At 71.7% G+C, this 11552-nt stretch carries 10 protein-coding genes and 1 pseudogene; 7 read left to right on the top strand and 4 right to left on the bottom strand.

What is annotated here, in order from left to right; all coding sequences use genetic code 11:
* Nucleotides 1-12: 12 nt before the first annotated feature.
* A complete protein-coding gene (locus BW730_RS07870) occupies nucleotides 13-591 on the bottom strand; it encodes an NADAR family protein (RefSeq protein ID WP_077685764.1) in 579 nt (192 codons plus the stop codon).
* Between the two features lie 347 nt (nucleotides 592-938).
* On the opposite strand from BW730_RS07870, the gene BW730_RS07865 reads away from it, so the two are divergent.
* The 7 genes and pseudogenes from BW730_RS07865 to BW730_RS07840 all read left to right on the top strand — a co-directional run bounded on the left by BW730_RS07865 (nucleotide 939) and on the right by BW730_RS07840 (nucleotide 7689).
* Nucleotides 939-1241, top strand: coding sequence for a DUF6504 family protein (locus BW730_RS07865; RefSeq protein ID WP_077685763.1), 303 nt, complete (start codon nucleotides 939-941; stop codon nucleotides 1239-1241).
* Complete coding sequence (locus tag BW730_RS07860; RefSeq protein ID WP_077685762.1) at nucleotides 1241-1594, top strand: SAV_6107 family HEPN domain-containing protein; 354 nt, start codon at nucleotides 1241-1243, stop codon at nucleotides 1592-1594. Before BW730_RS07865 ends, BW730_RS07860 begins: the two co-directional genes overlap by 1 nt.
* Nucleotides 1594-3948, top strand: a pseudogene (locus BW730_RS19230) (hypothetical protein); the annotation flags it as partial. The gene BW730_RS07860 and the pseudogene BW730_RS19230, both read left to right, overlap by 1 nt.
* Nucleotides 3949-4004: 56 nt before the next feature.
* Nucleotides 4005-5423 carry a helix-hairpin-helix domain-containing protein gene (locus BW730_RS19225; RefSeq protein WP_335340898.1) on the top strand — a complete coding sequence of 473 codons (1419 nt, stop codon included), beginning with the start codon at nucleotides 4005-4007 and terminating at the stop codon, nucleotides 5421-5423.
* Between the two features lie 4 nt (nucleotides 5424-5427).
* Nucleotides 5428-6615 (top strand): DNA polymerase IV, encoded by a 1188-nt coding sequence (gene dinB / locus BW730_RS07850; RefSeq protein ID WP_226997143.1) that lies wholly within the window; start codon nucleotides 5428-5430, stop codon nucleotides 6613-6615.
* Nucleotides 6616-6771: 156 nt separating this feature from the next.
* The gene (locus tag BW730_RS07845; protein WP_226997142.1) at nucleotides 6772-7017 is read left to right on the top strand and encodes an HNH endonuclease; all 246 of its coding nucleotides are present in this window, start codon (nucleotides 6772-6774) and stop codon (nucleotides 7015-7017) included.
* A gap of 78 nt (nucleotides 7018-7095) precedes the next feature.
* The gene (locus BW730_RS07840) at nucleotides 7096-7689 is read left to right on the top strand and encodes a CueP family metal-binding protein (RefSeq protein ID WP_145952771.1); all 594 of its coding nucleotides are present in this window, start codon (nucleotides 7096-7098) and stop codon (nucleotides 7687-7689) included.
* A 28-nt stretch (nucleotides 7690-7717) separates the two neighbouring features.
* On the opposite strand, the gene BW730_RS07835 is transcribed toward BW730_RS07840, so the two are convergent.
* Genes BW730_RS07835 through BW730_RS07825 form a run of 3 tightly spaced genes read right to left on the bottom strand, consistent with a single transcriptional unit; the run spans nucleotide 7718 to nucleotide 11540 of the window.
* The gene (locus BW730_RS07835) at nucleotides 7718-8104 is read right to left on the bottom strand and encodes a DUF3040 domain-containing protein (protein ID WP_077685761.1); all 387 of its coding nucleotides are present in this window, start codon (nucleotides 8102-8104) and stop codon (nucleotides 7718-7720) included.
* Nucleotides 8105-8148: 44 nt separating this feature from the next.
* Nucleotides 8149-10338, bottom strand: a complete 2190-nt coding sequence (locus BW730_RS07830; RefSeq protein ID WP_158522536.1) for a transglutaminase TgpA family protein — start codon at nucleotides 10336-10338, stop codon at nucleotides 8149-8151.
* Nucleotides 10335-11540 (bottom strand): DUF58 domain-containing protein, encoded by a 1206-nt coding sequence (locus BW730_RS07825; protein WP_077685759.1) that lies wholly within the window; start codon nucleotides 11538-11540, stop codon nucleotides 10335-10337. Before BW730_RS07825 ends, BW730_RS07830 begins: the two co-directional genes overlap by 4 nt.
* Between the last annotated feature and the right edge of the window lie 12 nt (nucleotides 11541-11552).

The raw sequence follows: 11552 nt of genomic DNA, 5'->3' as shown, positions 1-11552 counted from the left end.
GGTTGGCCCGGGTCAGTCGCCCCCGGCGTCGGCCGCGCGGAGCGTGGCGCGTGCCTCCATCAGCGCGAAGCCGAGGAGGTTGAGCCCCCGCCACCGACGCGGATCGCCCGCGCGCTCGTCCGAGGCCGCGAGGCCGATGCCCCAGACCCGATCCGCCGGCGATGCCTCGACGATCAGGCGGTCGCCGGTGTCGAGGAGGAAGCCGCGCAGCACGTCGTGGCTGCCGAACTTGGCGGCGTTTCCCTCGACCACGATCGCGAAGCGCGCCGCCTCCCAACGCTCCCGGTCGTAGCCGCGCACCTTGCGCCCGAGGCGCTTCATCTCCTCGGGGGAGTCGGCGGCGAGGATCGCGGCAAGCGCCTCCTCGTCGCAGAAGACGCGGGCCTTGCCCGCCATCATGTACTGCTCGGCGTTGGCGTAGCGGACGCCGTCGACGTCGAAGGTGGCCGGGTACCACTGGCTCAGACACTCCCGGCCGACCTGGCCTGCTCGCCCGGTGTGTCCCCAGAACAGCAACGGGTCCGGTTCCGCACCGCTCGCGGCGCGCGCGATCGCCGCGTCGAGCAGTACACGTTCCCGATCGGTTGCCATCGCTTCCCCTCCTTCCTGGACAGTAGCGCCACGCCCGGACAACGCGGCCTCCCATGCCCGGTCATAGGCCGGCGGGCCGGGCCGTTGCCACCGGACCCATGCCTGTGGACAGAACTTTTGCGTTATCCACAATTCTTCGCGTTGGGCTTGACGTCTTGTCGGAGGGGGAGCCTATAGTTGTCTTCATCCGAACGCCTGTTCGATTAGTTCGGGGAAGCTCTGGTGTGAACAGGCGAAACGGGTATGGGCCGCCCCGGCCCGGCGTGGATTCGACCCCCACGCCGGTCCGGGGCTCCCGGGTCGAATGAGCAGTTTTCGAAGAATCGAACGATCCCCGGGAGGCGGCCATGCGTACCTACGACGAACCCATCCACGTGCTGTTTTCGGACCAGCCGCGCCAGTTCATCTGGCGCGACAGGCTGCTGCTGGTCAAGGAGGTCCAGGGCAGGTGGAGCAGGGCGACGCCCTGGTGGTCAGGCCAACAGGCCCGCGCGCTCCGGGGAGAGGCCGTCGAGGCGGACGGAGCCGATCCGCTCGGCGAGCGCGAGGTGTGGAGGGTGGAGGCGGGCAACGGCGGGCACCGCGGCGTCTACGAACTGGCCCGCACCGTCGACGCGCAGGACTGGGTGCTGCAGGCGGTGCTCGACTGATGATCGACCTCAGCCATGCCCAGCGGCTCATCATCGAGGCCGAGTACGCCGACCCGCCAGCGGCGCGGTTCGGCGTCGCCTACCGCGCGGCGCAGCAGATCGCGCTCGCGGTGATCGCCGCCTCGCCCCGCCGCGTCCGCGGCCGCACCGATGCGTGGGAACTGCTCGCCGCAGCGGCGCCCGAACTGGGTGAATGGGCCGCCTACTTCGGCGTCTACGCGCCCGCCGCGAAGGCGGGCGTCGCGAGCGAGCGGATCGCGGCCGACATGGTGCGCGCCACCGACCAGTTCCTCGCCGACGCGTCGCGCTGGCTGCGCAGGCGCGAGCGGGTCGTCGCGGCGGAGGCAGTGTGATGGAGCAGTTCGTGCACCTCAGGGTGGCCTCCGGCTACTCCTTCCAGTACGGCGCCTCGCATCCGAGCGAGCTGGTCGCAGAGGCCGTCCGGCACGGCATGGACGCGCTCGCCATCACCGATCGCGGCGGCCTGTACGGGGCCATCCGGTTCGCGAAGGCGTGCCTGCAGGCGGGCGTCGCGCCCATCGTCGGGGTCGACCTCGCGGTGCGGCCCGCAGGGTGGCAGCCCCCGCGCCGCCCCAACGCCGCCCGCGGCGGGCAGTTGCGCGACGAGCGGCTGCCCCGGGCGGTGGTGCTCGCCACCTCCCGCGCTGGCTGGGGCGCGCTCTGCTCCCTGATCACCGCTGCGCAACTCACCGGCGACCGGTCCGATCCGGTCGTCACTCTCGAGACCATCGCGCAGCACTGCGCGGGCCGCGACACCCTCGTCCTGCTCGGCGCCGATTCCGAGATCGGCGAGCTGATCGCGGCCGGGCATCCGGAGGCGGCGCGGCTGGCAGCGGTGCGGTGGCGCTCCGAACTGGGCGGGGGCCTCGTGCTCGCCGCCACCAACCACCAGACAGGCGGCCGCGGCGTCACCTCCGCACACCAGGCGGGCGGGATCATCCGGCTCGCCGACGAACTGGGCCTGCCTGCGGTGCTGACCAACGCGGTGCGGATGGCGCGCAGGCAGCAGGCCGCCACCGTCGACGTCCTCGACGCGGCCCGCCGCCTCGTGCCGCTCGACGTGCGCAACATCGACCGCCGCAACGCCGAGGGCTACCTCAAGGACGGCGCCGCGATGGGTATCGCCGCCGACGAGGCGGCCCGGCTCGCGGGCAGGGCGGACGGCGCGTCGCTGCTCGCCGCCACCCGGGCCGTCGCGGAACGCTGCCGCCTCGACCCGATCGGCGACATCGGGCTCGGCGAGATCCGGCTCCCCGAGTTCGAGACCCTCGGCACCACGCCGGAGGAGGCACCTGCCGCGCTACGTGCGCGCTGCGAGGCGGGCATCGCCGAGCGCTACGCCTCGCCGGGGGCCGACGTGTTCGACCGCCTCGACGAGGAACTGTCGGTGATCGGCCGGATGGGGTTCGAGTCCTACTTCCTCACCGTCGCCGACGTCGTCGGGCTGGTCCGCGACCTCGGCATCCGGTGCGCGGCCAGGGGGTCCGGCGCGGGCAGCCTCGTCAACTACGCGCTCGGCGTCTCGGGGGTCGACCCGATCCGCTACGGCCTCATCATGGAGCGCTTCCTGTCGCCGCTCAGGATGGCGCTGCCCGACATCGACCTCGACGTCGAGTCGGCGCGCCGCACCGAGGTCTACGACAAGATCCTCGAGACCTTCGGGGGCAGCGCGTCGCCTGCGTCGCCATGATCGAGACCTACCGGGTCCGGCACGCCGTCCGCGACGTCGGCGCCGCGCTCAGTCTGCCGCCCGTCGAGATCGACGCCATGGCGAAGGCCTTCCCGCACATCCGGGCCCGCGACGCCCGCAACGCGCTGCGCGACCTGCCCGAGTTGCGCGCCGCGGGGCTGGGGGAGCGGCGCCTCGACATGCTCTTCGGGCTGGTCGAGTCCCTCGACGGGCTGCCCCGCCACATCGCGCTGCACCCGTGCGGCGTGATCCTCAGCGACTCGTCGCTCGGGCAGCGCACCCCGCTCGAGGCCAGCTATGGCGGCTACCCGATGAGCCAGTTCGACAAGGACGATGTCGAGGACCTCGGGCTGCTGAAGTTGGACGTGCTCGGCATCCGGATGCAGTCGGCCATGGCGCACGCCCTCGAAGAGATCGACCGCACCGAAGCGGAGGGCCCCACGCCCGACATCGACGCGCTCGCCCCGTTCGATGACGAGGCGGTCTACGACATGATCGCCCACCGGGCCACGCTCGGCTGCTTCCAGATCGAGTCGCCCGGCCAGCGGGAATTGGTCGGTAAGTTCGGCCCCGAGACCTTCCACGACCTGATCGTCGACATCTCCTTGTTCCGGCCGGGCCCCGTCAAGTCCGACATGGTCACGCCCTTCCTGGAATCGCGGCAGGGCTGGACGGCGCCCGAGTACCTGCACGACAGCCTGATCCCCGCGCTCGAACAGACCTACGGCGTGGTCGTCTTCCACGAACAGATCATCATGATCATCGCCGCCGTCACCGGCTGCACGCTTGCCCAGGGCGACGAGGTGCGCCGCGCGCTCGGCGACTCCGAGGGTCAGGCGAAGGTCAGGAAGTGGTTCACGAGGCTCGCCGTCGAGCGCGGCTACGGGGAGCAGGTCACCGAACAGATCTGGTTCATCCTCGAATCCTTCGCCTCGTTCGGGTTCTGCAAGGCGCACGCCGCCGCCTTCGCGCTGCCCACCTACCAGTCAGCCTGGCTGAAGCGGCACTACCCGGCGCACTTCCTCTCCGGCATCCTCACCCACGACCCTGGCATGTACCCCAAGCGACTGCTGCTCGAGGAGGCGCGTCGGATGAACATCTCGGTGCTCGGGCTCGACGTCAACCGCAGCACCGGCCGGTACCGCGCCGAACGCCTCGAGGAGACGGACGACGAGGAGTCGGTGACGCTGCCGGAGCACTTCGCGATGGGGGCGATCCCGGCCGCCGACGGGCTGCCGCAGGTCGACGGGTGGGGCATCCGGCTCTCGCTCGCCGACGTCAAGGGCATCTCCGAGCCAGAGATCGAGCGGATCGTTGCGGGCCAGCCGTTCGCCTCCCTCAGTGACTTCTGGGCGAGGGCACGGGTCGCCGAGCCCGTCGTCGAGCGGCTCGTCCTGGCGGGCGGCTTCGACCGGCTCTACGGCATCGGGCGGCGCGCCGCCATCACCAGGCACGGCCAGGTCACCCGCCGCGACCTGCTGCTCGCGCTCGCCGACCTGCACCGCGCCCGCCGGGCAGACGAACGGGTGGCCGCGCGGGCCAAGGGCCGCAGGCAGCAGGTGCTCAGCGCCGACCCCGCCGAGTTGGCAAGGGCGCAGCGCCAGCAGGCCGACCGCGCGGCACAGGCCGTGCAGACCGCGCTCGACTTCGGCGACGCCGAGGCCGAGCCGACCGCCGATGTCGCCGTCACCGGGCTCCCGGAGATGGACGACGACCAGCGGCTCAAGGCCGAACTGGAGATCCTCGGCCTTGACGCGAGCCAGCACATCATGGGCCGCTACCTGCCGCTGCTGCGCGCCATCGGGGCGTCGAGTTCGCGCGTCCTGCTGCAGCACCGCAACCAGGAGGAGGTGCTGGTCGCGGGCGTGAAGGTCGCCACCCAGACCCCGCCCGTCCGCTCCGGGCGGCGCGTGATCTTCCTCACCCTCGACGACTCGACCGGCCCCGTCGACACCACCTTCTTCGAGGACGTGCAGGGGCCCTACGCCGCGACGGTCTTCTCGTCGTGGATGCTGCTGGTACGCGGCAAGATCCGCCGCACCGGGCCGCGCGGCATCTCGATCCGCGCCACCGGCGCCTGGGACCTCGGCACCCTCGACGAGGCGTGGCGCGCCGCGCTCAACCAGGGCGCGACCGAGGAGGAGGCCATCGCCGCCGTCACCGCCATCCTGGACGAGGTGCCCGAGGGCTACTCGCTGGTCGGCACCTGGGAGGAGACGCGCCGCCCGGCCGCCGACGCCGCGAACGCGCCCCAAGCCGCCGACCCGGACGAGCCAGCGCCAGAGGGCTTCGAGCCGCCGCCCGATCCGCAGCGCCACACCCGCGCGGGAGGCATGGGCCGTCGCCGCGTCCTGGTGCACGCGAGCGGGTTCAAGCAGTCGCCCTATTCCGACATCAAGCCCGCGGGCACCGGGGCCGCCGAGGCGCCGCGGAAGCTGTGGCACTCCAGCCCGGGAAGCTCAGGAAGGTGACCCCGTGACAGTGATCGCCCACGTGGACATGGACGCGTTCTACGCCTCCGTCGAGATGGCACGGCACCCGGAACTGCGCGACGTGCCCATGTTCGTCGGCGGCTCCACCAGGGGGGTGGTGCTGTCGGCCAACTACCCGGCACGGCGCTTCGGCATCACCTCCGGCATGCCCACCAGCCGGGCCCGCCGGATGTGCCCCCAGGTCGCCGTCGTGCATCCCGACTTCGACCATTACACCGCGGTCTCCGCTGGCATCGCCGAGATCTTCGACACCGTCACCGATCGGGTCGAGATGGCCTCCATCGACGAGGCGTTCATCGACCTGACCACCGCGCTGCGCAGGCTCGGCGGTGACCCGGTGGCGATCGGGGAGCGGCTGCGCGCCCAGGTGATGGACGAACAGGGCATCGCCTGCTCGGTCGGCATCGGGCCGAGCAAGTTCATCGCGAAGCTCGCCTCCAAACAGGCAAAGCCCGACGGGTTGGTGTGGATCACCGCGGACCAGGTGATCGGCTTCCTGCACCCGCTGCCGGTCGAGGCGATCTGGGGCGTGGGGGAGGCCACCGCGGGCAAGTTGCACCGCCTCGGGCTCGAGTCGGTGCGCGATGTGGCAAACACCTCGAAGGCCACCCTGCAGCGGGCGCTCGGCGACGGGCAGGGCGGCCTGCTGTTCGACCTCGCCTGGGGCCGCGACGACCGCTCGGTGCTCGTCAGGGAACCGGCCGAGCACAGCGTCGGATCGCAGGAGACCTTCGGGCGCGACACCGACGACCCCGCCCTCGTCGTCACCGAGATCCTGCGGATGGCGGACCGCACCGCAGGCAGGATGCGGGCGCAGGAGATGGTCGGCAGGACCGTAACCCTCTCGGTGCGCTTCGCCGACTTCACCACCATCACCCGCACCGGCACCCTCAAGGCCTACACCGACCGCACCAACGACATCTACGCCGAGGCGCTGCGCCTGTTCGAGAGGCTCGGGCTGCAGCGCGCCCGGATCCGCCGCATCGGGGTGCGCGTCGAGAAACTGGTGCCAAAGACCGAGACCTACCAGCAACCCGCTCTCGACGAGCCGGCCCGCGGTTGGGGGGAGGCGGAGGAGGCCATCGACCGTGCGGTGCTGCGGTTCGGGCCGCAGGCGGTGCAGCGCGCCCGGCTGGCCCGGCGCGCCGACGTCCTCACGGCTGCGGGCTGAACCGGCAACGGGTCGGTACCATCCAGGCGTGCCACAACGACGCAAGATCACCGCCTCGGCGGCGACCCGAGCCAGGTACGCGAAGCGTCGCAGGAACCGGCTCGCCAGGGTCGACAACGACCTCACCGACGCGCAGTGGGGCGACATCGTCTCGGCGTGGGGGCCTGTGCCTACTGCGAGGCCGTCGGCACCGCGCTGCAGCGCGACTGTGTGCTGCCCGTCTCCCGAGGCGGCAGGTACACCCTCGACAACGTGGTGCCCGCCTGCCCCTCGTGCAACGCGAGCAAGCACAACGACGAGGTGACCGGGTGGCTGCGCCGCAAGCGCCTGGACGAGAACCTGTTCCTGATCCGGCACGCACGCATCCTTGTGGCGCTCCACGCGGCGCCTCTCGAAGGGTAACCGGACCCGCCCCTTGTGGAGATACCCCCACCGGGTATCTTCTAGGGTGTCGTCACCGCCCAACCGAAAGGCACCCCAGTGCGTACCCTGCCCGCCGCCACCGCATCGTTGATCGCCGTGATCGCCCTCGGCGCCTGTTCCGCGGACCAGCCGGCCATCACGCCGCCGACCGCCGCACCGTCAGCCGCTGCCCCCGCCGGCGTCGACGCGTTCCTCGCTGCACACGGACTGGAGGGCAAGAGCGTCACGGAGATCGTCGACGCACTCGACGCGACCAACGACGACCGCGAGGCCGGGCCGTTCGGCTCCGTGCGCTCCGGCGAACTGATCCTCGCCGATGACACGTCCGAGATCAGCCTGCCCATCGAGGACGCCTTCTACCTCTCGATCGCCCCCTACGTCGGCCAGACCCACGAGTGCTACAACCACAGCCTCTCGGGCTGCCAGGGGGAGTTGGTCGACGCCGACCTCGACGTCACCATCGTCGGCGACGACGGCACTCAGATCTACGCGGGGGACGCCACGACCGGCCCCAACGGCTTCGTGGGATTCTGGTTGCCGCGCGACATCGACGCCACCGTCACGATCACCGCAGACGGCAGAAGCGCCACCACCCGGGTCGGCACCGGCGCGGACGACCCGACCTGCCTCACCACGATGCGGCTCGGCTGAACTGTCGGGGCCAGCCCCGACGGCGAAGTTAGTTGTCGCCACCCTGCTGGCGCTTGCGCCAGCGTTCCTCGAGGCGGTCCATGAAGTCGCTCGTCGGGGGATCGCTCTTCGGCGGGCCCTGCTGGGGCTTGCTCGGCTGCCCGTCGTCGCCGACGCGCTGCCACGAGTTGATGCCGAGAAGGGCGGCGCCCAGCATGATCAGGAAGCCCACGACGCTCACCGCGGGATGCACCTGCACCCCCGCGATCAGGACCGCGACGCCGAGCACGAAGCTCAGGCCGGCAAGCGCTGCGCGCCTGCGGTGCACCCGCACCTCGGCCGACCCGCTCAGCCGATCCGCCAGCTTGGGGTCATCGGCCATCAGGGACGCCTCAAGCTGCTCCAGTAGCTTGCGCTCCTGCTCAGAAAGGGCCATCTCATCTCCCTCGTCGGCTCGATACTTGCATTCTATGCTCCCAGTCAATTGTCTGAAAGCGCGCCGTCGGGCGGCCCGTCCGCTGAACGGCGAGCCGCACCGAACAGCGAGGTGGGCAACAGAGCGGCCCTGAAGCGGGCACCTGAGGTGGCGGCCCGCGAGACGGAGGTCCGAAGCGCCTTGACTTGCGCCGCGAGTTGGCCCGCGTCGCTGCCCTCACGCGAGAAGCGGCTTCGCTCGACGGTCTGGGCGATCACCGCAAGCGCGGCGGCGCCCTGAGGCATCAACTGGTCCGCCGCAGCCCGGGACGCGGGGCCGGGAGAACCACCCGGCCAGGACAGGCCGTAGTCGCGGAAGGTGGCGCGCACCTCGTCCCAGGCCCCGTCCGCCGCGCGCTCCGGCTCCTGGCCACCGCGCAGCCGCAGGCCGCGCTGGACGAGTCGTGCGAGGGCGGGCAGCGCAAGCAGCAGGAGGACGAGGGCGCCGACGCCGATCCCGGTCGAGACGGCGCGCCCACCGCCCTGCGACGGGTCGGCGCTCGGCGTCGGGCTCGGCGTGGGCGTCGGGGTCGGGGTGGCAGCAGGCTGCTCCGAGGTGGGGGCGGTCGGCTCAGGCGTGGGGCTCGCCGAGCCGGGGTCGGCGGGGTCGACGTACTCGGGCGGTCCGTCGAAGGCGGGGGTCGGCTCGAACGGCACCCAGCCGAGCCCGTCGAGGTACAGCTCAGGCCACGCGTGCGCGTCGTGCGCTGTCACCTCGTAGCTGCCGTCCTCCTGACGCTCGCCGGGGGTGAAGCCGACGGCCATCCTGGCCGGGATCCCCTCGATCCGGGACATGGTGATCATGGCCGCCGCGAAGTGGATGCAGTACCCGGAGCGGTCCTCCAGGAGGAAAGCGTTGATCGCATTGCTGCTCGACGAGCCGGGCGCACCAAGCGAGTAGGTGAACTGGTCGGAGCGCAGGTACGACTGGATGGCCAGGGCCTTCTGACCAGCGGTCTGCGCGTCGCCGACGACCTCACCGGTGAGCTGGGTGACCTCGGGGGAGAGGCCCTGCGGGATCTCGGTCACCACGGCATCCAGGCCGGATCCGGCACCTGCCGCCTCGACCTGCTCCTTGGTGGGGTCGGGCAGCACCGACTCGACCGAGTACTCCAGCCCGCGCGTCTGATCGATGCGGTCGGGGCCTGCCGCCACGATCGAGAGCGTCTCCGGGTCGTAGGACCACGTCCCGTCCGCGCTGAACCCGCGCGGCGCGAAAGGAGCGGGCAGGTATTCGGAGGGGATGTCGGCCATCTCCACCTCGACCTTGACGTCGACGCCCGGCTGGTTCGATGCGGAGCCGAGCCCGAAGCGGCTGAGCCGCATCGGCATCAGCCGCGCCCCGTCGGAGGTCAGGTTGGCCAGCGCGACCGTGCGCAGGTAGACGGGCTCGTCGGTGCTGGCGCGATAGTTGAGCACCGGGACATCGTCGGGCCTGCGCAGGTCCTGGTTGAGCCGGACGGTCGGGTCGCTCAGTTGAATGGGGCCGTCCTGGCCCGAATTGTTCCACGGCTGCTTCGGGCCGAGCGGGATCAGCGGCGCGATCACCAGCGCCGCGATCACGCCGATGGCGGCGATCGCGAGCCCGGTGGCGGTGCGGGACGCGTTGAAGGCCCCTGAGCGCGACGCGCGGCCGGTCGCCCCTCCGAACCCGCCGGAGGCGAGCAGCACGGCGAGGTAGCCGCCGAGCACCGGCAGCACCTGGTACCAGGGGAGGTCCTGGCGCACGATCAGCGCGGACATCGTGAACGACAGCGCCAGCGGGGCGATCGCCCAGCCCGGCTGTTCCAGGCCGTTGACGAGCAGTTCGAGCACGATCGTCAGGACGGAGGCGAGCAGCAGCACCAGCCACACCACGCCCGGCACGGCCGACAACGGCGGGGGCTGGTTGCGGATGGCCTCGACGCCGTCGCTCGTCAGCAGCGCCAGAGCGTCGAACGGGTCGCCCGGCCCTGCGAGCGAAAGCCCCCGCCAGACGAGCATGCCGACGATCGCCACCAGTTGCGCGATCAGCGTCAGCAGTCGGGGGGCGCGCAGCAGCGCGAGGATCAGGCCGACGGCCGCGGAGGCGACCAGCACGGGGAGGCTCTGCACGACGAAGGCGTCGCGTTCGATGAGCGCACCGAGCGGCAAGAGCGACAGCCACACGGCCACGGCGATCATCACGCTGGTGAGGGGGTGGTACGTGAACTTCATCGCGGCACCCGGGCCCATGCCTCGGGGACGGTGTCGCCGGGCGAGTAGCGCGCCAGCGTCCAGCCGTGGTTGGCGAGCAGCGTCACGGCATCCTCATGTTCGTCGGACGGGGAGCCCCACCGCTCGGCGTCGGGGACGAGCGCGACCACGCTGCGGGCGCCCGCGCCGGCGGCGGTGAGGGCGGCGGCGTCGGCCGCGGTGAGCAGGCCGGTCACCGCGACGAGCGACGCCGACGATCCGAGCGCCTCAGGGTCGCTGAAGGCCTCGCCGAGCCAGCCGTGCTCGGAGGCCGTCAGGTCCGTCATGGCCTCGATCATCGCTTGGCCAGCCGACGGTCCGACGGAGTGCCCCGACTGGTACACCGAGCCGGACGGCGACACGATCGAGAGCCGGAATCGGCCCGACAGCAGCATGGTGGCCACCGAGGCGACCGCGGACACGGCCCATTCGAGGGACCCGCGCGGCCCGTGGTCGGCGTGCGCCGAGCGCCGGGTGTCGACGATCAGCGTGCTCGACGGGTCCCACGGGTGTTCCTCGAGGCGGACCATCAGGTCGTCCTTCTTGGCCGAGAGTTTCCAGTGCACGCGGCGCATGTCGTCGCCGTAGCGATGCTCGCGCACCAGCACGTCGTCGGTGCCGGCCTGCCCGATCCGCTGTGGCGTCGCGTCGCCCGCCGCCCCCAGCCCGGAGCCGGTCGGCAACTCGCTCAACGGCCACACCCGTGGCGTGACGCGCAGCGTCGAGTCCTCCCCGTCGGAGGTGATGGTGCGGCGCGCCAGCCCGAACGGATCGGTCGCGGACGCCGTCAGCGGGCCGATCCGGAACCGGCCGCGGGACTCGGCCTCGACGGTGTACCCGACGGCCTGGTGCCAGCGCCCGAAGCCGCGGGCGATCACGAACGATGCGCCGCCGCCGATGGCGTGGTCGGCCGAGTCGTTGAAGCGCAGCGCGCTGGACTGCGCTGGCGCGTCGTTGACGACGCGCAGCACGATCCTGGCGCTCTCGCCGTTGGGCATCATCGGCGGCTCAAGGGTGCGTTCGTGCCCGATCCGGGGCGGCGCGACAAGGAGATACAGGAGGGCGAGCACCGGAAGTGCGGTCAACCCGAGCGTCAGCCACAGGATGTCGCGTTCGCCGATGAAGGCGGCCGCCGCAGACGCGAGGCCGCCGAGGATGACGAGCGCGAGGCCGCGGCCCGTCAAGCGTGCGCCGCG

Source organism: Tessaracoccus aquimaris (assembly GCF_001997345.1).
In the GTDB taxonomy this organism is placed as follows: domain Bacteria; phylum Actinomycetota; class Actinomycetes; order Propionibacteriales; family Propionibacteriaceae; genus Arachnia; species Arachnia aquimaris.
This window is presented reverse-complemented; position numbering and strand designations above follow the sequence as displayed.

Excerpts from the sequence above, each read along its gene's own strand:
- BW730_RS07860 (WP_077685762.1), top strand. The coding sequence starts at position 1,241 with ATGATCGACCTCAGCCATGCCCAGCGGCTCATCATCGAGGCCGAGTAC.
- BW730_RS07830 (WP_158522536.1), bottom strand. The coding sequence starts at position 10,338 with ATGAAGTTCACGTACCACCCCCTCACCAGCGTGATGATCGCCGTGGCC.
- BW730_RS07835 (WP_077685761.1), bottom strand. The coding sequence starts at position 8,104 with ATGGCCCTTTCTGAGCAGGAGCGCAAGCTACTGGAGCAGCTTGAGGCG.
- BW730_RS07865 (WP_077685763.1), top strand. The coding sequence starts at position 939 with ATGCGTACCTACGACGAACCCATCCACGTGCTGTTTTCGGACCAGCCG.
- BW730_RS19225 (WP_335340898.1), top strand. The coding sequence starts at position 4,005 with ATGTACCCCAAGCGACTGCTGCTCGAGGAGGCGCGTCGGATGAACATC.
- BW730_RS07870 (WP_077685764.1), bottom strand. The coding sequence starts at position 591 with ATGGCAACCGATCGGGAACGTGTACTGCTCGACGCGGCGATCGCGCGC.